Here is a 26,163-nt window from a genome sequence, read left to right as displayed (position 1 = left end):
TTACTCTCTGTTCTTGATCAGAAGCCATCCGTTATAGATTCTTCCGTCAGAAACTTTTATGGTATACCAGTAATTTCCTGTAGAGACAGCATGTGATTCATATCTTCCATCCCATTGGAAAGGTCGGTTTTTAATAATTTCTTTATACACCATAGCACCTCTTCTGTCATATAAGCTGACCTCAGTACCCGGATAGTTTTCCAAGCCTGCAATTCTCCAGGTATCATTGATTCCATCACCGTTAGGGCTAATGGCATTAGGAATATTGAATATAGAGAAGTTTTTCTTTCCGATAGTACATCCGGATTTTGTTCTCACATATACGGTATATTCTCCCATTTGTAAGTGGGTAAATATATTGGAATCCTGCCAAGTGAAATTGTCTAAAGAAAACTCATAATTCCCGCTCTGAGAAAGAATAACTGTAGCTGTATTGTTGGTAATATTCACGGAAACAATATGAGCTAAAACAGAATAACTCACCTGAGTAGAACTTGTACTTTCGCATCCGAAAATGTTGGTTACTTTCACTGTATAAGTTCCCGGAGTAGCTACTGTAATGGTTTGCGTGGTTGCTCCGGTATTCCATTCGTAAGATTTAAATCCAGGTCCTGCATCCAGTACAACGGATTTTCCTTCACAGAAATCAAGGGTGTCAGGAAGCAGAACAATAGGTTTAGGATTCAGTGTAAGGTTTAATCTTACCACTTTAAAACATCCATCTGGAGTTGCAACTCTTACATGGATAAGCGTTGTTCCCACATTTAAAACATAACCTGAGGGATTGGAAATAGGGTTTCCTGCAGTATCAGTATACGTGAAAATATAATTTCCTGGATTATTAATAATGCTGGCTTCATAAGAGTGAAGATTCACAACCATTGAGTTTGAAGTAGTTGTATTACATTGTACCTGTGTAATATCCTTTGCAGGCACGTTATCTGTGGACAACGTTACGGTAATTGCCAATTTTTCAGATTCACAGTTGTTTAATGTCTGGGTTACAAAATATGTTTGTCCGTTTACAAGCGGAGTTGCCATTGGGATTACATTTCCTGCAGCATTATAAAACGTAAGGGATGTACCTGTTACAACAATTTTTTCTAACGTAGGATTGGCAGACGCACAGAAATCCTGATTGGCATTGGCTGTTGGTTTAGGGGTTGTATTTACGGTCACCTGAATCGCTATTTTATTACTCTCACACCCATTAATGGTTTGAGAAGCATAATAGGTTTGCCCATTGGCAAGAGTAGTTGTTGCAGGTAAAATATTTCCTGCTGTATCATACCATTTTATATTCTGTCCTGTAACCTGAATATCAGAAATCTTGGGGTTGCTGGTAGCGCAGAAGGTTTGTTGGGTGTTTGTAGCTGTTGGAAGGGCAGGAGATGATATAATTACATTTTGATTTTGAGTAACTGTATTTCCATTTCCGTCATTATAAGTCCAATGAATAACGTAAGTTCCAGGGATCGAATAAGATAAAGGGTCTGTAGTGGTTGCAGTAATTGTACCGGCACAGTTATCTGTAGCGGTAGGCATGTTTGTTATTGTTGTATGACAGTCTCCTGTAATGTCTGCCAGAGAAGTAACGTTCGGAACCGGAGCCATATTGTCACCCACAACAACGTTTACGGTAAAAGTTCCATCACAGGCTCCCGACCCCGAAACCTGACATGTATATACACCGGCATTAGCATTTGTTGCATTAGGGATAACGGGATTTTGTTCATTAGAAGTGAAACCATTAGGCCCGGTCCAGCTGTATACTGATCCGCCGGTTGCATTCAGTTGAAGTGTACCATTAGGACAAATAGGAGAATTGGAAGTAACGACAGCAGTTGAGGTACAATCCTGGAATTTAGCGATAAAAATATCGTTTCCACCTCCATGAGATTGCTGAAAAGTTCCTGGTGTAGCGATGCCCGAAGTGTTTCCACTAGACATTCCTGTTAAATAAATAGCACCATCTCCGTCTTTTGTAGCTTCACCTTGTTGTGTTGCTCCATTTCCTGTATAATAAGTACCCCATTCTTTTACATCGTTTTGATTGTATTTAATTAAAAATGTAGAAATATACATTGCTGGCATTCCCATATAAGCTCCGGGGGTGGATATGTCAGGCTGCCCGCTTGAATGAAGTCCTGTAAAGAAAACATTTCCTGAAATGTCAGGGTATGCTAATAATTGGTAATCATCTATAAAATTGAAGTAATTTTTTGTAATGGCATTAGTGGTTAGGTTTACGCGCCAGATTCCAGGTTGCCCCGATGGAAATGCTGTTGTAGAATATTTCCCAGGAAGAATTAAAGTGTTATTTACAATTCTTGCTTTCCATATCTGTTCACTACCAGCATTACCATAGTAGCTTGATCTGAGAATGGTGTTTCCTGTTTTTGACATTTTCAGATATATGCCATCTGATTCACCTCCTTTTAAAGGCTGAAAAGCATTTATCATAGGAATGTTTGAAGATTGTGTGGCTCCTATAATTTCAAGATTATCATTAGAAGAAAGGATTTGAAAAATAGAAGTAGAACCATCACTTCGTCCAAAATATGTTGCCCAATCAATATTCCCAGTTGTTGAATGCAGAGATGCCAGAATTCCATCTGTATATCCTACAGGGGTAGATTTTGTTGGCTGCATGGCATTGATCGTAGGGAAGTCAGAACTAAAAGAATCACCTCCAAAATAGATATGATTTTGATTGTAAGAAATAGTATAAAGTTTGCTTTGCCTGCTTGAAACAAATTCTTTTTCAAAAGCAAAACTCCCATTGTTATTAAATTTTACGACAACAATATTTTCATTATATGCTCCTCTTTGTACAGTTCCGCCAGCATAAATATTAAAGCTTTCATCAAAATCAACATCTGCAAATACATCTCTCATTCCAAAACCATAATAGGTTCCCCAAAGTCTCTGCCCGTATTTTGTAAGTTTCACCAGAAATGCATCAAACCCACCGGTTACATTTTGTTGATAAGTTCCGGAAGTCGCAAAGTTTGTAGTACTATTTGTGGTTCCAAATAAATAACCTGTACTCTGAGGATCTGTTTTTATTTTACCATAATCATCACCAAACCCTCCGGCATAACTTCCCCATATTCTTGTTGGTACAGGATCTATAATAATTGTTTTATCAGAAGAATTAAAAGGAGCATAAAATCCAAAAGTCTGCTCACCGAGATCTTTAAAAGAAACATCAATATTTTTTTGAGTGTTTCCAATGATCCAGCTGTTAGGAATATTTTCGTGTACTTCCCCAAAACGGACATTCATGGTTAGTTTTCCGTCTTTAATCAAAGCAGGAGCTCCAGTAAATTTCATTTTAATATCTGAAATTTTTCCACCTGGGTTAATAATGAAATTATATTCAATGGGTTTTAAAGTATCATTGGGTTTAAAGAATACTAAATCTATGTTTGGATATATATTCTTGTACCTGATTTTTTGATACCTATGAACATTACTAATACCTTTTGGTGTATTAGGCAGATTGTAATAATTATCATAATCTGCAGATTTTCCTTCTGCGGTAATGGTTGTTTTTTTTGAATTGATAAATTCGATATCTATTCTATGAATCAGTTTTTCATAAATATACTCCTCACTATCATGCTGCTTTGGTGATGGAACTGTGTTTTCTGCCTTTTTTGAAAAAACAGGATTTACAGTTTTCCTGGTTTCGTAAATATCATAAGAAAATCCATTAGAACGCAGCTGTACATTAAGACCATTAGAGTGGAAAAGATATTTTACCTCTTTGTTTTCTTTTCCGTCTTGATCAATAATTTGACCTTTGTTTTCATAAAAATGATAAGAGTTTTCCTCAGAAATCTTTTTCTGTGAAAATAGAAGTACCGCGTTCAAAACCACGAACAGCGAAAGGATTTTCTTCATCGGTTATTAATTTTTGCGGCAAAGATATAAAAATAGGCTTCTTATTAAATGATAAATAATTGCAAACTGGAATTAATAAACATGATGGATGTCATGACATTTTTGTTTAATTTTTTTGTTTAACAATTTTGTCAAAAATAAATTTTACTATAAATTTGCACAAATTTGTTTAACAAAAATGTCAAATCAAGCAAAAAAAGACCAAACACAGGAATTGATCAAGGAGACAGCGAAGAATTTGTTCTTTGTGAAAGGAAAATTTGATGCTACTACGCAGGAGATTGCAGATGAAGCTGGAGTGAACAGAACCCTTATTAATTACTATTTCCGTTCAAGGGATAAGCTGATCCAGATCATCTTTGATGAAGCGCAAAGAGTAGAACAGGAAAAATCGAAGATCATTCAGAATTCTGATCTGCCTTTTAAAGAAAAGATCAGCCAATTCATAGAAAGCAGCCTTTCTACAAGTCTTCAGTATCCGTATCTGGAAACGTATATCGTTTCACAGATTAATAAAGGAACCTGCCATCAAAGAGAAATTGAAGAAGATATCCTGAATGATATGTACAAGGATATCGAAAAAGAAATGGAATTGGGAAATATTGAGAAAATGGCGCCTGTTCAGTTTATTCTTAATATGGTGGCTCTATTAGTATTTCCAAGTGCCATAAGACCATTATTTATGGAGAATTTATTAATTAATGATGAAGAATATGATAAGATTATTTCTGAACGAAAAGAGATTATTATCAATATGTTGTTCAAAAACTAAAAAAAACTAAAGTATTTCTGAAAATGATTCGTCAATTAGAAATAAATAATGACTGAAAATTAAATAAAAAATAAACGAAGTATAAAATTATGAATAGAAAACGTATAACTGCTACAAAGCTAAAAATTGGGATAGCTTCAGCATTTATGATTTTCGGCTCAACACTGATGTCTGCCCAGCAGCAGGTTTCCCTGCAGGAAGCTATAAAACAGGCACTTCAAAATAAGGCAGAAGCTAAAAAAGCTGCTTTACAGGTCAAAAAAGCCGAATATAAGATTGATGAAGCCAGAGCCGGTGCTTTGCCACAGGTCACTGCTACAGCGGGTTTAACCTATAACCCGATTATTCAGGAATCTTTGCTGGAATTTGGAGGAGAGAAAATCAGAGCTCAGTTTGGCCAGCCTTGGGGTTCAACAGCTTCTGTACAACTTCAGCAGGCGATTTTTGACCAAAGAGTATTTACAGGACTTAAAGCGGCAAAATCCACAAGAGAGTTTTATGTACTGAATGCTCAGTTAACCAATGAACAGATTATTGAAAATGTAGCTACAGCTTATTATCAGGTGTTTGTGCAGGAGGAGAATCTTAAAACGGTAACGGCCAGCTATGCCAATACTGAAAAAGTAAGAAATGTTATTAAAAGCCTTGTTGATAACGGTTTGGCAAAGTCCATCGATTTAGACAGGACCAATGTTCAGCTTACGAATATAGGTTCCAATAAGCAGACTTTAATCAACTCTGTTGAACTTTCAAAAAATGCACTGAAGTTTTATATGGGAATCCCGATTTCTACAGATATCGAGCTTGAAGAAAAAGAGATTCAACCAAAACCTGAGCTGATTGCGAGCAATGTCAATCTTAATGACCGTACAGAGATCAAAGTTTTAAATAAAAACAGGGAACTTTTGGTTTTCAATAAAAAAGCAACCGAAGCTTATCTTTATCCATCAGTAAATCTTACTGCGAACTACGGATGGGGAGCAAACGGAGCAAAATTCCCGTTAACAAATGGTCTTAGTAAAGGGGTGCTTTGGAGTGATTATTCAGCAATTGGTTTGAATGTCAATATTCCTATTTTCACGGGAGGAGCTACAAAAGCAAAGATCAATCAGGCAGAAATTGATATTCAGGATCTTGATGTTGATATTGAAAACACTCAGTTGAGCTTAAGTTTAGATTATAAAAATGCAGTCACCAACATGGAAAATGCATTGATTAATATCGAAAGCATGAAAGATAATGTAGGATTGGCAGAAAGAGTTCAGAAAAATACCCAGTCAAATTATCAATACGGGTTAGCAACCCTTACAGAGGTGCTGGATTCTGAAAATGCTTTGACACAGGCAAAACAGAACTATTCTAATGCATTGCTGGATTACAAACAGGCCGAGATCAAGCTGATAAAAGCTAAGGGTGAACTAAACACACTACAAAACTTATAATAAACTAAAATGAAAAAAACTTTAATATATATCATCGTAGCAGCAGTACTGGTAGGTTTAGCTGCTTACAAGATTGCCGGGAACAAAGAAAAGCAGACACAGGAAGTAAAAGAAGTTGCCAAGCAGGTAGATAAAATCAATGTTAATATCATCACTGTTACAAGAGAAAATATTGATACAGATTACTCTGCCAACGGAACTTTCATTCCTAAGCAGGAGATGAATCAGTCTTCTGAAATTGCCGGACGTATTGTAAGCGTTTTGGTAAAAGAAGGTTCAAGAGTAAGTGCAGGTCAGGTGTTGGCAACGATCAAGAGAGATGCTATCGAAGTGGATGTTACACAGGCTCAGAATAATCTTCAGAATGCTATTATGGATAACCAACGTTATGAAAATGCTTACAAAACAGGAGGTGTTACAAAGCAACAGCTTGATAACTCAAGATTACAGCTGAAAAATGCACAGGCAGCTGTGAAAGCTCAGGGAGTAAGAGTGAATGACACCAGCATCCGTGCGGGTATCAGCGGAACAATCAATAAAAAGCTGGTAGAGCCCGGAACCGTTGTTTCAGTAGGAACTTCTATGTTTGAAATCGTTAATATCAACAGCTTAAAACTTTCTGTTTTAGTGGACGAAAGCCAGATCGGGAAAATCCAGTTAGGTCAGGAAGTTCCGATTAAAGTAAATGTTTTACCCGAAGATTCTTTCGTAGGGAGAATTACATTTATCGCTCCTAAAAGTGATGCTTCTTTGAATTTCCCTGTGGAAATTGAAGTTCAGAACAGAGGAAACCTGAAAGCGGGTATGTATGCAACTGCTAAATTCAGTACAAACAACGGTGCCGAAACTCAGAATATGCTGACAGTTCCTGCTGAAGCGTTTGTAAACGGAGTAAGCTCTGGGCAATTGTTTGTTGTTCAGAATGGTGTTGCTAAGCTGATTAAAGTAACCATCGGAAAAGTTTACGGAGATAAAGTTCAGGTTCTAAGTGGATTGAATGGAGGAGAGCAGGTAGTAACCAGCGGACAGATCAACCTGGACAGCGGATCTAAAGTGAACATTATAAAGTAGTAGATCTATGAAGTTAGCAGAAATATCGATTAAAAGACCCTCGCTGGTAATTGTATTATTTACAATTCTGACGCTGGGAGGTATCCTGAGTTATACGCTCATGGGATACGAATTGATTCCGAAGTTTGAAACCAATATGGTTACCATTTCTACGGTATATCCGGGAGCTTCACCTGCCGAGGTGGAAACATCCGTGACCCGTAAGATTGAAGATGCCGTAGGTTCTTTGGAAAACGTTAAAAAAGTAGAATCTTCTTCATACGAGAGTTTATCCGTTATCATGGTTCAGCTGAACGATGGTGCCGATGTAGACTACGCTTTGAATGATGCTCAGAGAAAGGTAAATGCAATCCTTGCAGACCTTCCGGATGATGTGAAAGCTCCCTCTCTGAACAAGTTCTCTTTAGATGATCTCCCGATTATCACGATGAGTATTTCATCGGATAAATTAAACAGTAAAGATCTATATGACTTGCTGGATAAAAAAATTGAACCTATTTTCTCCCGTGTAAACGGTGTTGCTCAGGTTGACCTTGTGGGTGGACAGGAGAGAGAAATTCAGGTGAACCTTGATGAGAAAAAACTGCAGGGGTACGGACTTTCCATTGGAGATGTACAACAGGCAATTCTTTCCTCAAACCTTGATTTCCCTACAGGGAGTTTGAAAACAAGAACTACAAAATCTACCATCAGACTATCAGGAAAATACAAGTCTACTGAAGAAATGAACAATCTTGTTGTTTCCCACAAAAATGGAGCTCAGGTGCGTTTATCTGATATTGCAACAGTTTTCGACTCTCAGAAAGATGTGGAAAAGGTAGCAAGGTTCAATCAGTTCCCGACTATTTTGATGCAGGTTAAAAAACAATCTGATGCGAATGCGGTAGCTGTATCTGAAAGCGTTCAGAAAACAATTGAAACCGTAGAAGCGGCTTATAAAGTTCAGGGTGTAAAAGTAAAAATCGTAAACGATACTACAGAATTTACCCTTGAATCTGCAAACCACGTTATTTTCGACTTATTCTTAGCGATTATCCTTGTGGCAATTGTGATGTTATTATTCCTTCACAGTATCAGAAACGCATTTATCGTAATGGTTTCTATCCCGGCTTCATTGGTGGCAGCGTTCATCGGAATGAATCTAATGGGATATACGTTGAACCTTATGAGTTTACTGGGACTATCGCTTGTGGTAGGTATCCTGGTGGATGACGCGATTGTAGTACTGGAAAACATTTACCGTCACATGGAGATGGGTAAAAGTAAGATCAGAGCTGCTTATGATGGAGCTTCAGAGATCGGATTTACCGTAGCTGCGATTACATTGGTAATTGTGGTGGTATTCTTACCGATTGCGATGAGTTCAGGTCTTGTGGCAAACATCCTGGCACAGTTCTGCGTCACGGTAGTTATTGCTACCTTGTTATCATTGTTGGCTTCATTTACCATCATTCCTTGGTTATCATCAAGATTCGGTAAACTGGAACATTTAACAGGTAAAAACTGGTTTGAGAAATTCATTCTTTGGTTTGAAGGGCTAATTGACAAGTTTACCCACTGGATCACAGGTATCCTTGAATGGTGTCTGAAAACTACGCTAAGAAGAATTTCAACAGTAGTGATCACGTTTATTGTTTTAATCAGTTCATTCATGCTGGTAGCATTTGGTTTCATTGGAGGTGAATTCTTCCCGCCAATCGACCGTGGTCAGTTCCTGGTACAAATGGAATTGTCAAAAGATGCAACGGTTGAGAAAACAAACCAGTTAACATTAGACGTTGAGAAGTTTTTAAGAAATGATAAAGATGTTGTAGACCTTATTACCACAGTTGGACAGCAGTCTACAGGTTTTGGTGGAGCTCAGGCAACCACTTACCAGTCTGAGGTTCAGGTAAACTTAACAGATAAGTCTGAACGTTCTGAAAGTACCAACATCAAAGCTGCGAAAATAAAAAGACAGCTGGAAGAGAAATTCACAGGGGTTGAGTTTAAAACTGCTCCAATCGGTATCATGGGTGCTGAAAATGCTCCTATTGAAATGGTAGTAACAGCTCCGGATAACGCTACAGCGGTAAAAGAAGCAACAAGAATCTTAGAACTATTGAAAAAAGTTCCTGGAGCTGTAGATGCTGAATTGTCAACCGATACAGGTAGCCCGGAAGTTCAGGTAAGTATAGACAGAGATAAAATGTCTGCTTTAGGTTTAAATCTTTCAAGTGTAGGACAAACGATGCAGACTGCATTTAACGGAAATACAGACGGAAAATTCAGAGCCGGAGAATATGAGTACGACATCAACATCCGTTTCGGAGATGTGAACAGACAATCTATTGATGATGTTAAAAACCTTATGTTTACAAACCCTCAGGGACAGCAGGTTCGTTTAAGCCAGTTTGCTGATGTAAAAATGGGTTCAGGGCCAAGCTTACTTGAACGTAGAGATAAATCTCCTTCTGTAAAAGTAAGAGCTAAAGCAGTAGGTAGACCAGTAGGGGACGTAGCTAATGAGTGGGCTAACCAGTTCATGAACAGCACCAAAAAACCTGTAGGGGTAGATTACATCTGGAGTGGAGATATGGAGAACCAGCAGGAAGGTTTCGGTACGTTAGGAATTGCATTATTAGCGGCTATCGTATTGGTATACCTGGTAATGGTTTCACTATATGACAGTTTCGTGTATCCGTTTGTGGTATTATTCTCTATCCCGTTAGCAATGATCGGGGTAATGGTAATCCTTGCCTTAACTGCTAACTCATTGAACATCTTCACCATGTTAGGGATGATCATGTTGATTGGTCTGGTAGCGAAGAATGCGATCCTTATCGTTGACTTTACGAATGCCAGAAAAGCAGCAGGTGCCAATACGCATGATGCTTTGGTACAAGCCAACCACGCACGTCTTCGTCCGATCCTGATGACCACCATTGCGATGATCTTCGGTATGTTACCGATCGCATTGGCAACAGGTGCTGGAGCTGAGATGAACAAAGGTCTTGCATGGGTAGTAATTGGTGGTTTGACATCATCACTATTCCTTACATTGATCATTGTACCGGTAGTATACTCTCTATTTGACTCTGTTCTAAGAAGAATGGGTAAAGATACTAAAGTAGACTATGAAGCTGAAATGAAAGCAGATTACGTACACAGAGAACTGAATGAAGACGGATTTACTCCAAAACATTTAGATAAATAAATTAAGCCTTTAATTAACCGAAAGCGCCTCAGATTTTCTGAGGCGCTTTTTTGTTGATATTTGATGATTTAAAATTGGGTTATATAGGTTTTGGCTAAAGCCATTGGATGATTTTTATTATTGTAAATGGGCTAAAGCCCATTTCTATTGATGATGATTATTGCCCATTAAGAAAATATTCAATAGGAGCGGGCTTTAGCCCGCTTAAATTTATAACAGCCAATATTGGCTTTAGCCAAAACATAACATCCGGTTTTGGCAACAAAAAAGCTTCCAGCAAAAACTGAAAGCTCTTATATATTGTAATGTGAAAAATTAATCTGCCATCGCTTCTCCGGACTTTCTGTACACGAAGTTTCCGTAGATGTGTCTTCTTGCAAAACGGCTTGGTGAATCAGCGTTGATCATTTTGATGTACGTGTTTTTAGGAACTCCCATATACTCATACATATTTCCGTTCAAATGCTGAACCGTTAAAATTGATTTTTCAAGATAAAAATCCTGAATATTAGATTTTGTGATGGTTTCAGTATATTCTTCTTTGTACTTTTCCTGTGTTTCAGAATTAATACTTACCAAAAAGTGATAGGCTTCAATCACAGATTTACTTTTTTCTTCAGCTTCCAGTTTTCCGGCTTCATCATTAATAAATTTATCAGGATGCGTATCTTTCATCACATTTCTGTAAATCGTCTTTAATTCTTTTAAAGTAACATTTTTATCTACTCCAAGAAGCGTTCTGTGCTCACCAATTTTTTTCATATCTCTAATCCTTATTTTCGGGGTGCAAAATTAAGAAATTAAATCCATAAAATCATAACTTATTCATTTTTAATTTATTTGGGTTTATGAAGGAGAGAAATTAGTAAAGATGAAAATCATGGAATATGTAAAATTAACTTTTACAGCTCATTAAGCCCTGTGTGCAATTTTTTATTGAATCTAAAATAAAAAAACAGCACCCAATCTGAGTGCTGCTATGGTATTTTTCAATAATTAAATCTTTCAATTTTTTAATCATTCTAGGGTTCATCACAAGTTCTCTTCAGCTTTGTAAAGATCTTATCAAAATCTTTGTAAGAGGTGCCTTCATCATCCCGTTTCTGTCTGAAACTGCTGTTGGCACAGTTGTGAAAACCAAGACCAATCATATCTATTAATGCATAATCTTCTTTTTGAGGATCATTCATTTTGGCATCAAATCTTGCCATTACTCCTTTCGGATCTGCATTATTTTTGCTTTTAAGTTCAGTGTATGCTCTCCAGGCTTCAAACATTTTTTCTCTGTCGGGAGAAGATATGGCATCAATCTGTTGTCTGCAGGTATCGTAATATTTGCTGTTTCTCAGCGTAGAAGGATCAGAATAAGCAAGGATTTCTTCTTTATTAAGCTGGTATTCATTCTCAAAAGAATCAATGGTTTCTTCCATTAATTTTTTCCATTTGGGAAGATCAATTACTTTAAGGTTGTATAATTCCTTTTTCTTTTCTTCGTACTGTTTTTCAAGCTCCTGTAGATAAGTTTCTCTGTTTTTACGGATTTCTTCAAGCTGGGCAATTTTAAAAACAGGTTGGGTGTCAAATACAACACCATTGAACTGATACAAAAGTTTATTAATTCCGTCTATTTCTTCTTTTTTATATTTAGCCGGGTCAAAATACCCCTTATTGTCACAATTAAAAGTCTGATAGCTGTAAGGAGTCAGGTTATTTGCTTTTGCAGGAGTTTTTTGCCCCCAAATTGTAATGGATAAGGCCAAAGCAAGCCCGATCATCATTTTTTTCATGCACATAAATTGTTGAAAGAATCCGAATTTTCTGAATTTCTATGCAAAATTAAGGCTTTAAATTCAAAATATAAAGGATTAAATAGATTTTCTCAATGGTTTTTGCAAATTTTATATGGATTTTATACTGCTGTCTTTATATTTTAAAAATCCCAGGCCGTTAAATCCTGAAAATTGAATAGTAAAAAGCTGATATAGAGACGTTTTTATTAATAATAATTGCTTACTTCAATAAGATTCTGATCCGGATCACGGAAATAAACGGATTTGATTTTACCTGCCACTCCGGTTCTCTCTACAATCCCTTCAATGATGTTTACATTTTTCTGTTTTAGCTCTTCCATCACCTCATGAATATCGGTCTCTGCAATAAAGCAAAGATCAGCAGAACCACACGTTGGCAGCTCTGCTTTAGGCTCAAATTCATGACCTTTCTGATGCAAATTAATTTTTTGGTTTCCAAAGATGAGTGCTTTTCTGTTATTCCCAAAAACAACCACTTCAAATCCCATAACATCCGTATAAAATTCTATAGTTTTATCAATATCTGCCACTGTTAAGACAAGATGGTCAAGGTTATTTATTTTCATAAATTAATGATTAGCAACAATTTTCATCAGAATTAAGGCTGTTTATCAAGCTGTGATCCTGTTATGGATTGTTTTTTTAGATTTAAAATGATAGATTTACATGAATTAACACGAAATCATGATATATTATTTTTTCCTTCTTTCTATTATCGCTCTTTTTGGAGGTATTTCTTATCTGATTATGCGCTTTTTTGGTAAATGGACCAGAAATAATAAATACGCAGTACTTTTTAATACCTTAATATTTATCGCCTCATTTTTTCTGATTTCTTTTCTTAGCCTGTATATTTTCTTTTCCACTGTTGAATTTTCCAGGTAGTAGTAAATCTTTTCTGAGAATTAAGTAAGCCGTCAAAAGATTGATAAAAAGGGCTGCCCAGACATTCAATCCATAAAAAAGCTCGTAATCATGACGGGCTTCATTATAAAACAGATTCTTAACGATTCTGAAAGTAATGGCTGTGGTGGTTACGGCATAGCTTAAAATCATATACGTTCTATGCTTACTGATATTCCCTTTTTTGATAAAAAGTACGGCAGCAATGGTGAAATATGCCCAGAGCACATCCTGTATCAGAAATCCTGTAATTCCGATCATTCCTCCATTGGAAAAAAGCCCAAGTACAAAACATGCCGGAACATTAATGATCAGAATATTGTAAACATATATTTTCCCAATAATCTTATGAAGATCTCTGTTTTCATCCAAAAACCGACTTGAAAACTGGGTAAGACCAGCCAGAAGACAAAGCGTTATGGAAAAGATATGAATATAGAAAAAAGCCATCCAGTACGGATTATTTACAACCTGTTGCTTAAAGGCAAGAAACCCGATGTTTTTTTCAAGAGAAGTGTACTGGGAAATAGTTTTCAGCATTAAAATACTGAAAAGAAGAACTAAAAATAAAGCGGTTATTTTAATGATCTTTTTTCCCAAAACCTTCATTTTATATCAACGATTACTCTTCCCATACTTCTCTGATCTGTTTTTCCAGATCTTCCATGTCTTTAAATTTTCTCAGTTCCAATGATTTTTCTGAAGCTTTAAGTTCTTCAATAATGTCAAGGATAAGTTCCAAAGGTTCAGCTTCATAGCCAAACAGATTGCTGTCAAAATTAGTTCCCACTAATAATCCGTCACTATTCATACCCAGGCACCAGTTTTCTACAAATTCATTAAGAGGAACAGGAGAAGGTTCGTATTGATTCCATTCGTTTTCTATGCATGATTTTGCTCTTGCAGCATCAGACCAGAAACAGATAATCTGTACTTCTTCACCATCTTCGTATTCTGCCTCGTTAGAGTAGGAGGTTGCATATCCTTTATCATCTTTTAATGCAAACACTACTTCCGTTTCGCTGATTTTCTTAATAAAGTCTTTATAACGGTTCTGAACTGTAATATGATCTTGAAGCATTTTTATTTAATTATAAATTATAAGTTATGAGTGATGAATGGTAGGTCTTATGAAATTTCACTCTTGTTGATATGAATAATTTCGGGATTTTGACCATCTGAATCTCTTTTAGATCTACCATAAAGTCCTATTTCAAGATCATTTGGAGAATCACTGTCCAGTTCGGAAGGATGTACATACGTATACATACCATATCCATGCCCGGAAACCAACCATCCTTCAGTAAGGTTTAAATGAATTACACTGAAATCTCCGGCAGGACCTCCGGCAGAAACCGGACCGAATTCTTTCATTAATTGTAATGCTTCCTCTTTTACATCTTCGATAATACCGATGTCATCAAAAATAATATAAGTGCCATTTTCAAAAAGAACCCAATCCTGAAATTTGGGATTAATGGCAAGCTTCACATGTTCAATCATCTGTTAATAGTTTAAATATGAGTTATAAGTTAATATTTTTATTTAAATATAAAGTTTTTAAGCATCAATCATCATTGATTTCTACATAATTCCTTTGATTCGCAAGTGCTGCAAAAGCATGATTGTTTTTGCATCTTTGATTTCTCCTGCATCGATCATTTTCATACTTTCTTCAAAAGATAACTCAAGGACTTCTATATTTTCACCTTCTTCTTCCAATCCGCCTCCGTCATTGATTTTCATTTCATGGGAATATTCTGCAATGAAGAAATAAAGAATTTCCGTTACAGATCCGGGTGACATATAGGCTTCAAATATTTTTTCAACCTTTGAAATTTTATATCCGGTTTCTTCTTCAGTTTCCCGTTTTATACAGTCTTCCGGATTATCATTATCCAGCAGTCCGGCGCAGGCTTCAATGAGCATGCCTGTAGAATTTCCATTGATATAAGTGGGTAATCTGAATTGTCTGGTGAGAATAACTGTGTTTAAGGCTGTATTATAAAGAAGAATAACGGCTCCATTTCCACGGTCGTAAGCTTCTCTGCTTTGAGTTTCTGTAGTTCCGTCCTTTTTCAATACTGAATAAGTGACTTTGTTTAAAATATACCAGTTGTCTGAAAGGATTTCTGTATTTAATAGGGTAATATTGGGGTTTTTCATTAGAATATTTTCTGTGTTATAATCAATGGGTGTTGTAAATATTTTTTAATTAAAAGATTCTATCTTTTGTACGGCTGCTTCTTTAATAAATCCTTTAAAGCGTTCTCCAGATCCGGAAATTTAAAATGGAAACCAGTGTCCTGAAGTTTCTTTGAAGAAGCTCTGGAACCTTCCAGAATAGCAGTAGCAAGCTCTCCGAATAATAATTTCAGAACAAATCCCGGAACATTAGGCATGAACAAAGGTTTTTCAAGCACCTGGGCAATCTTTTTTGTCAGTTCTCTATTGGTGGCATGTTGTGGAGATACAGCATTATACGCTCCGTCCATTTCAGTATTTTTTAAAGCAAATTCATAAATAGAACAAATGTCTTCAATATGAACCCATGGCATATATTGGTGGCCACTTCCCAGCGGAGATCCGATACCATATTGAATAGGAGGAACCATTTTCTTTAAAGCGCCATCTTTTTCAGAAAGAACAACGGCAGTTCGTATTTTGATCACTCTTTCTGCCAGATCCTGTTCTTTAAAGTCATCCGCTGCTCTTTCCCATAAAACGACCACTTCACTGAGAAAGTCATTACCTGGAGGATCATTTTCTGAATAAATCTTTTCTGAAGTTTCTGTACCGTAAAAATTGATTCCTGAAGCTGAAATAAAAGACTTAAGCTTTATCTTATTCTTTCTTAAAGTCGTTCGGAGTAATTCTGCGGAATCAATTCGGCTGGAGATCAATTCTTTTTTTCTTTCGGGAGTCCAGCGTTTTTCTGAAATATTGGCACCTGCAAGATGAATGATGTGAGAAACATTTTCCAAAGCGGTTTCATCCATTATTCCTTTTGTGAGGTCCCATTCATACTCATAGTCATGTACTTTTTTTCGGGTCAGAAATCTAATCTCGTATTCCTTACCTATTTTTTTTGCCAGCTCTTTAGCGATCATTCCACTGGCTCCGGTGATGAGAACAACTTCTTTCATAATACTATACTTGTGGGGTGTGGGTTATGCCTGATTTTTTACAATCAGTACAAAATCATCTTCCAGAAGTTTATATCCGTAATCATAAATAAACTTGTATTCAGAGCCGTTTTTATAAACTTTCAGATTGGTAAAATAATCGAAATCAAAACCTAAGCCATCCAGTTTGGATTTTAAGACTTTTGTTTTACCATCGGTATTGATTTCCATCAGGATGCGGTAATTCTTACGGAGTTTGTTATTAACATTCCGCATTAAATTGTTAGAGTCCTTATTCTGCTTATTGTTGTAGGCGTTCCGGCAGGCATCGTTGCAGAATTTTTTATCTGATCTTCCGATGATTTTCTCGCCACATTCCAGGCAATTCATGATTTTTATTTTAAGTGATGGGTGTGTCTTTTTTTCAATAGTTTTTTGAACATGCTGTGGTTAGGATAGCTTCTGTTAGGGGTAATGTTATTAAAGAACAGAGCTACAAGAAGCAGGATGATGCATCCTGAAAGAACAGGGGAGAGAACGTACCAATACCCCAATTCCGGAATTTTTCCTGTAGAACTTACCGCAATCAGGGCTGTAGCTCCGCCTGGTGGATGCAAAGTCTTTGTATACTGCATCAGGACAATGGAAAATGCTACTGCCAAAGGAGCGGAAAGCCAGATGATATCCGGTACAAATTGATAAACGGTGACCCCTACCAATGCCGACAGAACATGTCCGCCTATAAGATTTCTGGGTTGAGCCAAAGGACTTTGGATGGCCCCATAAATAAGAACACTTGATGCTCCAAAAGAACCGATCAGGAAGATATTTTCAGTTTCTGTCAAAGTGTGGGATTGGATAAATGCAATGATTCCAATTCCAAAAAATGCTCCTAAAAATGACCAGAAATGCTCCTTGTAATCAACAAGCGTTTCTTTGTAGATTACATATTTTGAAACTCTGAATGTTCTTTTGATAGTCTTCTTCATTTATTCTTCTTTATTTTTTATAATTTGAATTAAATTTTCTACAAATGGACGGGTATATGTTCCGTTTTCATCATAATCAGGATCCAAAATGGTAATCTCTATTCCAAAGCACAATGGATCTTCCAATAAAGGATTCAACATTTCCCTGAGATCATCATAACTGATTCCGTCTTCCATTCTGCTGTCTACGGCAGGCATAATCTCATCTTTCAGGATATCAACATCAAAATGAATGAAAAATCCATCCAACCCTTTATCATTCACCATTTTCAGAAAGTCTTCAGCGGTTTTCCTGAAACCATTTTCTCTGAGTTGATAAAGATCAAAATAATGAATACCTGAATTGATAATTTGGTCCACATATTCTTCATCATCTGTTTCCGCATTGCCACAACAGAAAATATTTTCTTCAGATAGATAGGGTTTTAAACCATTAATATGGGTTAGCTTTTCGTGTCCGGTGCCGGTAATGATTGCGAGATCCATTCCTGCTGCGCCTCCTGTTTCAGACAGTTCGGGTGGGATAAAATCGGTATGTCCGTCAAGATAAAATAGTCCGAAGTTTCCCAGCTTTTTCAGAGCTACAGCATTTCCTATAAGAATACTGCAGTCACCTCCAAGAATAATATTAAATGTATTCTTTTCATAATTGCGGAGAATACAGTCGGCCTGTTGTTTAGCATACTCAATAATCTGGTCTGCATTTCTGACTTTTGATTCTTTATCAAAGTCCATAGAATATGCCGGAGCTTCCAGTCTAAAAACGGCACTAGGATTAATTCTGCTATGAAAATCAAATTTTCTGAGCCAATCCGGAAGTTTTCGAACTCCGGGTTCTGTCTCATGTTCTTTCTTTGTAAGTCCCAAATTGAGAGGAAACTCAAAAATATTGATGTTCCTTTTCATAGATGAATTTTCACAAAGATACGGAATTATCCGTTTGTAAATGGATAGCTGCGAGATAGGATATTCATTTTATTGGAATAAATCTATTCTTAGAATGAAACAATTATTTAGCCCTGAAACATAATAAATTATTCATGTATTATCTGAAAAATAAACTCATTCTGGAAAGTTTTGTTTAAATATTGTGTTTTTTCAATCGAAGAAGATTCATTGATTAAAAAAAATTAATATCATAAAAAGAAATTCTGTTTAATTCTCTTTGTTTTGAAAAATTTAGTATTTGTCGGTATTTTGAATTACTTTTTTATTCATAAAGTTTTATTGTTTATATAACTGTCTTATTTTCAGTAAATAAATATGAATTTTATTTCACTGTATTGTGTTTTTTTGTAATTTTGAGATGAACATTCAAAAAAACAAACCATGAAAAAATCCAATTTATTGATCAGTATTCTGTGTTCCCCATTTATATTTGGACAGGTAGGGATTAATACAACTTCTCCACAAGGAGTGCTAGATGTTACCTCAGCTAATTCAGCCGTTGTACTCTCCAGAAATGCCAACCCACCAGCCAATGTACCAGCACCCACGGCAGGAATGATTATCTATGATTCCACGAACAAGACCTTAAGGTATTATAACGGAACCTTTTGGAGTACCGTCATTTCTTCGCAGACATTAACAACAGCCAATGAAGGAGTTGTTAAGCTGAATAGCGGAGCAGGAGTGAAACCCTCATTTGCATTTAAATCTTCCGGAGGTGTCCCTTTAATGACTTATCAAAATATTGTTTACCAAACACCGATGAATATTGTGACAGACTTTGCGGCTCCTCCTACAACCACATGGCCGGAAAATATTATCACTCCTGTGCCCGGAGACATATTTGATCCCGCAACAAGCCGATTTTTGGAAAACCCTATTGCCGGACAGGTTCATATGTGGCGGGTTATTGTCAGTTATTCTAATAAGAATAATGGTTCTGTAGCCTTTGTGACGGTAAACCTTTCAAATCCTGTTCCTCCTTCAACATTTTCCATCGATCAGACTGCAGTTGCTCCCAATGGGGTAACATCCGGAAACCTGGTCTTTTACCTGGTAAGTGTTGCCGATCCTTTATCTATAGGTAGCGGATATCTTATTAAAATAAAGTCTGATACCACATTGGATGCTACAATTGATAGTGTAACAAGGATTTCCCAAGCCAAAGATTAATCTCATTACTAGAGCTTATTTTCAACTTGACACATGTCACACAAGAACAGACTTATCGGGTTTGTTCTTGTTTTCATGATGTGCATATAACGTATATGTCTACTAAAGTTAATCAAATACTATTCTATATAAAATGCTTACCATGGAAAAACAACCCATTAAACCAGAATTTACATTTAAAATGTTTGAAATACTAGGTGGTTTATGGCTAACCGGATGCGTAAAAACGGCTGCTGAACTCAATATTGCAGATTTGCTGGCTTCTGGTCCAAAGACAATATCCAAACTTGCTGAAGAAACACAATCCCATGAAACAAACTTATACCGGGTTATGAGAGCATTAAGCGGTGCCGGAATTTTTGAAGAATATGAAAATAAAACTTTTGCTTTGAATGATTTTGGAGCAGCCTTGCAAACCGATGTTCCCGGAACAGCAAAAAATTTTGTGCTTACAATTATGAACGAACATTTTCCAGGCTATGGAGACCTTACCTATGCAGTTCAAACAGGGAAAATTCCTTTTGAGCATATTCATGGTAAAGATCTTTGGGGATTTTATAAAGAATATCCTGAAATAGGAGAAAACTTTGGAAAAGGTATGACGGGAATGTCCGGAATGGAGCTGACAGGAATTATAGACAACTATGATTTTACACCTTATAAAAAAATTGTTGATATAGGCGGTGGCAATGGGGTCATGATACATACTATTTTGAATCATGCTCCGGAAAGCTCCGGGATTATTTTTGATGAGGCCAATGTGATTGAAAAAACGATCAAAATGATTCCTGAAAATCTGAAAGAAAGATGTTCCGTGGCTATTGGAAGTTTTTTTGAAAGAGTTCCGGAAGGAGCAGATTTATATACTATGAAATGGATTATTCATGATTGGAGTGATGATGAATGTGTGCAAATTCTGAAAAACTGTTATAATGCCATGTCTAAAGGGGCAAAGCTATTAATCATAGATGCAGTTATTCCTGACGATTCTTTAAATAAACCCCATATGGCCAAACTTCTGGATATTGTTATGCTTGCTTGTCTTACAGGAAAGGAAAGAACTTTAAGTGAGTTTAAAATGATCATTGAAAAAGCAGGATTACAGTTTACCAGGCTTATTCATATCGGAACAGAGGCAAAAAGCATTGTTGAATGTGAAAAAATATAAATTCCAATTTTAAGTTGCATGATTAAGTAGGAGGTACTCAATAATTTTGTTGAGTGCCTTTTTTTTATGGTTTTTCAAAAAAAAATAAAAAACACTGATAATTAGGATTTTAAACGGATTTTTGATGTTTTCAAAAAGATTTTATCCGACAACAAACGGTTACAAGTGAGTTTAAATAGTTTATAACCGACTGTGATTAGGTAACATTACAATCTTTGCAACAGAGATTTGAGAAAACAGTGAACGTCTCTTATCTGAATTATTAATCTTTAAAATCTAAAAATTATGTCACTAAGAAACAAAGTAACATTAATTGGTTACACAGGAAAAGAAGTTGAAATGGTAAACTTCGATAACGGAAATGTAAAAGCAAGTGTGTCCTTAGCTACCAGTGATCATTACACGAATGCCAAAGGAGAAAAGGTAGAGGAAACCCAATGGCATAACCTTATTGCATTCGGGAAAACAGCAGAGATTTTTGAAAAATATGTTCCCAAAGGAAAAGAAATTGCCATTGAGGGAAAGCTTACCTACAGATCATATGATGATAAAGACGGAGTGAAGCGGTATGTTACAGAAATTCGCGTAGACGAGATCCTGTTATTAGGTGGTAAATAATTCTAAAAACACAAATGATGAAAGTAAAAGTTTTTAAAATCAGGATTCCTGAAGAGTTTCTCTACAAAGACCAGAAAATGCTGGATGATTTTCTGGAAGCCAATGAGATTATGAAAGTGGAAACAGCTTTTGTAAGTGAAGAACGGTATTGGTCTGTAATATTGTATTTTGAAGAAGCAAAGCCTGCAAAAAATACAGTAAAAGAACCAAAGACAGTCAAATATTCTGTCGAGAGTGATACTTTGAACAGGGATGAAGAAAAGATATTAGATGCTTTGAAACTCTGGAGATCAGAGAAAGCCAGAGAACAGAATCTTCCCACTTATTTTATCGCCAGTAATAAAGAACTGATGTCTGTGGCCAAATATAAACCTGCAAGGAAAGAGGAATTACTCGAAATCAAAGGGTTTGGAAAACATAAGATTGAAAACTATGGTGAAGAAATTCTTGAAATCCTTGAAAGTGTATGATTTTTTTAATAATTGATAACACAACCAGAAAAGCTGAGGGTAGATTTTCTTCAGCTTTTTATACTGTGTAAAGTCCTTGTAATTCCGTACTTTTGCATTTATCAAAATGACATATAAGAAATGAAGCCAAGTTTAGCAAAAGGGACGAGAGATTTTACGGCACAGGAAGTTTCCAGAAGAAAATATATCATCAATATTTTACAGAATAATTTCGAATTATTCGGGTTTCAGCCACTGGAAACTCCAAGTTTTGAAAATCTGTCTACACTGACAGGAAAATACGGAGAAGAGGGTGACCGCTTGATTTTTAAAATTTTAAATTCAAGTATCAACGAAGCAAAAGAAGAGAAAAAGAACCAGATGCTTCATGATTTTCAAAGAGCATTAGAAAAACCTTTCAGTGCGGAAAGTCTTACAGATAAAGCTCTTCGCTATGATCTTACTGTACCTTTTGCAAGATTCGTGGCAATGAATCATGGGAAACTGACATTTCCATTCAAACGTTCTCAAATCCAACCGGTTTGGAGAGCGGACAGACCTCAGAAAGGAAGATTCAGAGAATTTTATCAGTGTGATGCCGATGTTGTAGGAAGTGAAAGTTTACTACAAGAGGTAGAATTGGTTCAGTTGTATTTGAAATCATTTGCAGATCTAAAAGTTCCTGTAACGATTCATATGAACAACAGAAAGATTCTTTCCGGATTGGCAGAATATGCAGGAATCACAGATAAACTGATTGACTTTACTGTAGCATTGGATAAACTGGATAAAATTGGTAAAGACGGGGTTGTTAAAGAATTACTGGAAAGGGAAATTTCTCAGGAATCTATTGAAAAATTAGACTTCTTGTTCAGTCAGTCTGACGATGCACTGGAAAACCTCCTTCAACTGAAAGAGAAATTTGCAGGAAACGAAATCGGGCTGAAAGGAGTGGAAGAACTTGAATATGTTCTTACCCAATCTCTGAATCTTGGTGTTGATATTCAAAACCTGGTGTTCAATATTACTCTGGCGAGAGGATTAGATTATTATACCGGAGCTATTTTCGAAGTGAAGGCAGATGAAGTTGCCATGGGTTCCATTGGAGGTGGTGGTAGATATGATAATCTGACTGAAGTTTTTGGGGTGAAAAACATTCCGGGAATAGGAATTTCATTCGGATTAGACAGAATTTATCTTGTGATGGAAGAATTGAACCTGTTCCCTGAAGAGGCTTCTGCTAAAATAGAATATCTTTTTGCAAACTTCGGTGGAGAAGGAGTAACAGAAGCTTTAAAGTTGATCATACAACTAAGAGCAAAAGGGAGTTCTGCAGAACTGTATCCTGAAAATTCAAAGATTAATAAGCAGTTTACCTATGCAGAGAAGAAAGGCATAAAGAATCTTGTCTTCTTGGGTGAAGAGGAAATTAAAAATAATACGGTTACCTATAAAGATCTTGAGGCAGGAGAACAGAAAACTGTTTCTTTAGAGGAATTCTTGGGAAAATAATAAAGCGGATTTATTGTAAAATATATCAATCAAAAAAAAACAACCACTTGAAATATTTTCAGTGGTTGTTTTTTTGATTGGTGAGAAGAATTAAATACTTTTGAGTAAAAAAGAAATGAACAATAATTGTGCATTGTGTAACACGGAATTAACATCTATGGATACACTTTTGGGAGCTAATACACTTTCAGACGGCAATGTTTTATGCAATAAATGTTTAAATAAATTAAGCGATATCAATGATGAATTGCTGTACAATCTTAATAAATTCAGTATTGATGATCTTAATAAAATGTTGAGTGCAGATAAAATTGAAGCGGTTCCGGCTGTGGCAATTGCAGAACAGAATCTTCCTGCAGCTATAGATTTTAGCTCCCATCAAATCTCAAAAGAGGTTTATAAACGAAGACATCAGAAAATAAAGAGTGAACTGGAAATGTTGAATGCTAACCTTTCCCTCTTTACCAAAGGAGAAATCAAAGAACTTCCTTATCTGATTTCCGAAGAAGAACAGATCATTGCGATCACGGATGCTCAATTCGTTAATACATTGGCCACAGGAGTATTGGTAGCAACACCCAAAAGAATGATATCTGTTTCAAAAGGAATGTTTGGGGCTGCAAAAATCAATGATTACCCTAACGAAAGTATTAAGGCTGTAAGTTTTGTAACAGATTCCAGATCGCCAATTATCAAATTACATCTTGATGAAAGAATGGTAGAGTTTGAATGTTTCATGGATAAAGAGGATGCTGAGAAATTCTACGACAGGATAAAAGCTATTTATAATAGTCCTCGGGAACATTCTTCAAAACAAATTGATTCTGTAAACAAAAATATTCCGGTTTCATCAGAAGACATTTTTAATCAACTTGAGAAATTAGGAAAACTGAGAGAAAACGGAATTTTGACCGATGCAGAATTTGCGGAGCAAAAAAAGAAATTGCTGAAACAATTACAATAAAACTTTTAACACCCAATCATGAAAGATAAAGTATTGGCAAAAATAGTAGAAAAATGGCTTAAAGGATGGTGTCTATCAAGAGAAGTCTCTTTTCCTGTTCCACATAAATCCGGCTTTAGAGTGTTCGTAGGAGATGAAAAACAAAAAGAACGTTTCGTGTTTCCTGAACTTAATGAAGATTTTTTCGAACTTGCAAACTCTATTGATGAGCCGTGGGTTTATCTGAAAATATCAACGTCTCCCGATGAGTTTACAGGAAAAATACCTGCAAGATGGAAATTACAGCCACAAGGATATCTGATGACCTGTTTTCAGCCAATGAATTTCCCGGAAATTAGTCTTGCAGAAGGCTATCATTTAGAATTTTCTGAATACAATACTACTTTTGTTGTCAGAGTTGTAGCAGAAAATGGGGAACAGGCCTCTATAGGTCGAGTTTCTCTTATAGACGATGTTGCTGTTTATGACAGGATTATCACTGAAAAAAATCATCAAAGGAAAGGACTCGCTAGTTTCTTGCTGAAAGAACTGGAGAAGATTGCTTTGTCAAAGGGTTTTTCCAATAACCTTTTAGTGGCTACAGAAGAGGGAAAACTATTGTATGAAACTTTAGGCTGGAAGATGTATTGCCTCCATACTTCGGTTGTGATTCCTTCAGAGGAATAATTTTTTATTGAATCAAATTAATAAATAGTAATTTAGATCCATAAACTAAAGCTATGAGCGAAAGATCAAGACTTGACGAAATAAGAGATGAACTTAAAAAACTGGATATCAGTCCTACTATATTTGCCCGAAAAGAAATTCATGAATTGCCGGATATCCTTTCACCAGACGAAAGAATTGTATACCTCGTAGAAGGCAGAAATAAACTGAACAATCATCATATTATTTTAGTCGCTACAGACAGAAGGCTGATTTTTGTAGATAAAGAATTCATGTATGGATTGAAAGTTGAGGATTTTTCTTACAGCAAGATAAGCTCTATACAATATGAAACGGCATTTTTATTGGCTTCCATAGATATTCAGGTTACAGATGATATTGTAGAGATTGATGGGGTAGGAAAGTACCATGCTGAGCTGTTTTGTGAAAAAGTAAGGGATTTCATGTCTCAACCTGAAAAATCCTTTCAAAGCAAGTCAGAGCCCAGTGTTTTAGACCAACTCGAGCAGCTTGGAAGATTAAAAGAAACAGGAGTTTTAAGTGAAGAAGAATTTCTGGAGCAAAAGAAAAAATTAATGGAGAAACTATAATCACGATATGCTGGATAATGAAAATTTGCCGGCAGAACCTATATTATTTTAAACTAAAAATCATGGAAAATTACTTAGAAATCAATAAAAAATCTTGGAATGCTAAAGTAGAACCCCACCTGAAATCGGATTTTTACTTTGTAGATGAGTTTTTAAAAGGAAGAACTTCTCTGAATTCAATAGAACTGGATCTTCTTGGAGACATAAAAGGGAAAAGTATTCTGCATCTTCAATGTCATTTCGGTCAAGACTCTATTTCTCTTTCAAGAATGGGAGCTAAGGTTACCGGAATAGACCTTTCTGACAAAGCAATTGATACAGCTAGAGATCTAGCACGGCAATGTGAAACAGATACAGAGTTTATCTGTTCGGATGTGTATAATCTGCCTGATATTCTGGAACAGAAATTTGATATCGTTTACACAAGTTATGGTACGATAGGATGGCTTCCTGATCTTGAAAAGTGGGCTGGTGTTATCGATCATTTTCTAAAGCCGGGAGGAAAGTTCATTATGGCAGAGTTTCATCCTGTGGTCTGGATGTTTGACGATGACTTTACAAAAGTTGTCTACCACTATTTCAATGAAAAACCTATTGTGGAAACGTATGAAGGAACGTATGCGGATCAGTCTGCACCTATTGTTCAGGAGTACATCATGTGGAACCATTCTTTATCTGAAGTTCTCAATAATTTGATTAAAAAAGATCTACAATTGAATACTTTCAGAGAATTTGACTGGTCTCCATATGCTTGTTTCAGACATGTAGAAGAATTTGAGAAGGGAAAATGGAGAATTCCACAGTTTGGAAACAAAATACCATTGGTATTTGCGCTGGCAGCAGAGAAAAAATAAAAT

At 36.1% G+C, this 26,163-nt stretch carries 25 protein-coding genes; 13 read left to right on the top strand and 12 right to left on the bottom strand.

What is annotated here, in order from left to right; genetic code table 11:
- Positions 1 to 3,909, bottom strand: a complete 3,909-nt coding sequence (locus tag CQ022_RS05005; RefSeq protein ID WP_105682069.1) for a gliding motility-associated C-terminal domain-containing protein — start codon at positions 3,907 to 3,909, stop codon at positions 1 to 3.
- Between the two features lie 178 nt (positions 3,910 to 4,087).
- Here CQ022_RS05005 and CQ022_RS05000 point away from each other — a divergent pair, with 178 nt between their 5' ends.
- From CQ022_RS05000 to CQ022_RS04985, 4 genes are all read left to right on the top strand, one after another.
- Positions 4,088 to 4,681 carry a TetR/AcrR family transcriptional regulator gene (locus CQ022_RS05000; RefSeq protein WP_034695556.1) on the top strand — a complete coding sequence of 198 codons (594 nt, stop codon included), beginning with the start codon at positions 4,088 to 4,090 and terminating at the stop codon, positions 4,679 to 4,681.
- A gap of 89 nt (positions 4,682 to 4,770) precedes the next feature.
- The gene (locus tag CQ022_RS04995; protein ID WP_105682070.1) at positions 4,771 to 6,123 is read left to right on the top strand and encodes a TolC family protein; all 1,353 of its coding nucleotides are present in this window, start codon (positions 4,771 to 4,773) and stop codon (positions 6,121 to 6,123) included.
- A 9-nt stretch (positions 6,124 to 6,132) separates the two neighbouring features.
- Complete coding sequence (locus CQ022_RS04990) at positions 6,133 to 7,194, top strand: efflux RND transporter periplasmic adaptor subunit (RefSeq protein ID WP_105682071.1); 1,062 nt, start codon at positions 6,133 to 6,135, stop codon at positions 7,192 to 7,194.
- Between the two features lie 7 nt (positions 7,195 to 7,201).
- Positions 7,202 to 10,390 carry an efflux RND transporter permease subunit gene (locus CQ022_RS04985; RefSeq protein ID WP_105682072.1) on the top strand — a complete coding sequence of 1,063 codons (3,189 nt, stop codon included), beginning with the start codon at positions 7,202 to 7,204 and terminating at the stop codon, positions 10,388 to 10,390.
- Positions 10,391 to 10,705: 315 nt separating this feature from the next.
- Here the strand turns inward: CQ022_RS04985 and CQ022_RS04980 are convergent, their stop codons facing one another.
- The 11 genes from CQ022_RS04980 to CQ022_RS04930 all read right to left on the bottom strand — a co-directional run bounded on the left by CQ022_RS04980 (position 10,706) and on the right by CQ022_RS04930 (position 18,124).
- A complete protein-coding gene (locus tag CQ022_RS04980) occupies positions 10,706 to 11,152 on the bottom strand; it encodes a KTSC domain-containing protein (protein ID WP_076597776.1) in 447 nt (148 codons plus the stop codon).
- Between the two features lie 260 nt (positions 11,153 to 11,412).
- Positions 11,413 to 12,177, bottom strand: coding sequence for a hypothetical protein (locus tag CQ022_RS04975; protein ID WP_105682074.1), 765 nt, complete (start codon positions 12,175 to 12,177; stop codon positions 11,413 to 11,415).
- Between the two features lie 209 nt (positions 12,178 to 12,386).
- The gene (locus tag CQ022_RS04970) at positions 12,387 to 12,767 is read right to left on the bottom strand and encodes a VOC family protein (RefSeq protein ID WP_105682075.1); all 381 of its coding nucleotides are present in this window, start codon (positions 12,765 to 12,767) and stop codon (positions 12,387 to 12,389) included.
- A gap of 253 nt (positions 12,768 to 13,020) precedes the next feature.
- Positions 13,021 to 13,704: a DUF2306 domain-containing protein gene (locus CQ022_RS04965; protein ID WP_165791644.1), complete on the bottom strand. Its 684-nt coding sequence runs from the start codon at positions 13,702 to 13,704 to the stop codon at positions 13,021 to 13,023.
- A gap of 22 nt (positions 13,705 to 13,726) precedes the next feature.
- Complete coding sequence (locus CQ022_RS04960; RefSeq protein WP_105682077.1) at positions 13,727 to 14,185, bottom strand: DUF2750 domain-containing protein; 459 nt, start codon at positions 14,183 to 14,185, stop codon at positions 13,727 to 13,729.
- 47 nt (positions 14,186 to 14,232) lie between these two features.
- Entirely contained in the window at positions 14,233 to 14,607 is a 375-nt protein-coding gene (locus tag CQ022_RS04955; RefSeq protein ID WP_228421606.1) for a hypothetical protein, read from the bottom strand.
- Positions 14,608 to 14,688: 81 nt separating this feature from the next.
- Positions 14,689 to 15,270 carry a GDP-mannose pyrophosphatase NudK gene (gene nudK / locus CQ022_RS04950; protein WP_105682078.1) on the bottom strand — a complete coding sequence of 194 codons (582 nt, stop codon included), beginning with the start codon at positions 15,268 to 15,270 and terminating at the stop codon, positions 14,689 to 14,691.
- 59 nt (positions 15,271 to 15,329) lie between these two features.
- Positions 15,330 to 16,250: a TIGR01777 family oxidoreductase gene (locus tag CQ022_RS04945; protein WP_105682079.1), complete on the bottom strand. Its 921-nt coding sequence runs from the start codon at positions 16,248 to 16,250 to the stop codon at positions 15,330 to 15,332.
- Positions 16,251 to 16,274: 24 nt separating this feature from the next.
- On the bottom strand, positions 16,275 to 16,619 hold the full coding sequence (locus CQ022_RS04940; RefSeq protein WP_105682080.1) for a DUF2116 family Zn-ribbon domain-containing protein: 345 nt from the start codon (positions 16,617 to 16,619) through the stop codon (positions 16,275 to 16,277).
- 5 nt (positions 16,620 to 16,624) lie between these two features.
- Positions 16,625 to 17,218 (bottom strand): HPP family protein, encoded by a 594-nt coding sequence (locus CQ022_RS04935; protein ID WP_105682081.1) that lies wholly within the window; start codon positions 17,216 to 17,218, stop codon positions 16,625 to 16,627.
- Complete coding sequence (locus CQ022_RS04930; protein WP_105682082.1) at positions 17,219 to 18,124, bottom strand: arginase family protein; 906 nt, start codon at positions 18,122 to 18,124, stop codon at positions 17,219 to 17,221. It lies immediately after the preceding gene.
- 423 nt (positions 18,125 to 18,547) lie between these two features.
- Between CQ022_RS04930 and CQ022_RS04925 the strand changes: the two genes are divergently transcribed.
- From CQ022_RS04925 to CQ022_RS04885, 9 genes are all read left to right on the top strand, one after another.
- A complete protein-coding gene (locus tag CQ022_RS04925) occupies positions 18,548 to 19,339 on the top strand; it encodes a hypothetical protein (protein WP_105682083.1) in 792 nt (263 codons plus the stop codon).
- 142 nt (positions 19,340 to 19,481) lie between these two features.
- Positions 19,482 to 20,507, top strand: coding sequence for a methyltransferase (locus tag CQ022_RS04920; RefSeq protein WP_165791645.1), 1,026 nt, complete (start codon positions 19,482 to 19,484; stop codon positions 20,505 to 20,507).
- Positions 20,508 to 20,792: 285 nt separating this feature from the next.
- Entirely contained in the window at positions 20,793 to 21,125 is a 333-nt protein-coding gene (locus CQ022_RS04915; RefSeq protein ID WP_105682085.1) for a single-stranded DNA-binding protein, read from the top strand.
- Between the two features lie 14 nt (positions 21,126 to 21,139).
- Complete coding sequence (locus CQ022_RS04910; protein ID WP_228421608.1) at positions 21,140 to 21,595, top strand: HRDC domain-containing protein; 456 nt, start codon at positions 21,140 to 21,142, stop codon at positions 21,593 to 21,595.
- Between the two features lie 120 nt (positions 21,596 to 21,715).
- Positions 21,716 to 23,086, top strand: a complete 1,371-nt coding sequence (hisS, locus tag CQ022_RS04905) for a histidine--tRNA ligase (protein ID WP_105682087.1) — start codon at positions 21,716 to 21,718, stop codon at positions 23,084 to 23,086.
- Between the two features lie 115 nt (positions 23,087 to 23,201).
- Positions 23,202 to 24,050 carry a PH domain-containing protein gene (locus CQ022_RS23095; RefSeq protein WP_105682088.1) on the top strand — a complete coding sequence of 283 codons (849 nt, stop codon included), beginning with the start codon at positions 23,202 to 23,204 and terminating at the stop codon, positions 24,048 to 24,050.
- A gap of 18 nt (positions 24,051 to 24,068) precedes the next feature.
- Positions 24,069 to 24,716 (top strand): GNAT family N-acetyltransferase, encoded by a 648-nt coding sequence (locus CQ022_RS04895; RefSeq protein WP_105682089.1) that lies wholly within the window; start codon positions 24,069 to 24,071, stop codon positions 24,714 to 24,716.
- A gap of 53 nt (positions 24,717 to 24,769) precedes the next feature.
- Entirely contained in the window at positions 24,770 to 25,306 is a 537-nt protein-coding gene (locus tag CQ022_RS04890; RefSeq protein ID WP_105682090.1) for a PH domain-containing protein, read from the top strand.
- A 62-nt stretch (positions 25,307 to 25,368) separates the two neighbouring features.
- Entirely contained in the window at positions 25,369 to 26,160 is a 792-nt protein-coding gene (locus CQ022_RS04885) for a class I SAM-dependent methyltransferase (protein ID WP_105682091.1), read from the top strand.
- The last annotated feature ends 3 nt before the right edge of the window (positions 26,161 to 26,163 follow it).

This window comes from Chryseobacterium culicis, from assembly GCF_002979755.1.
Classification (GTDB): domain Bacteria; phylum Bacteroidota; class Bacteroidia; order Flavobacteriales; family Weeksellaceae; genus Chryseobacterium; species Chryseobacterium culicis_A.
This window is presented reverse-complemented; position numbering and strand designations above follow the sequence as displayed.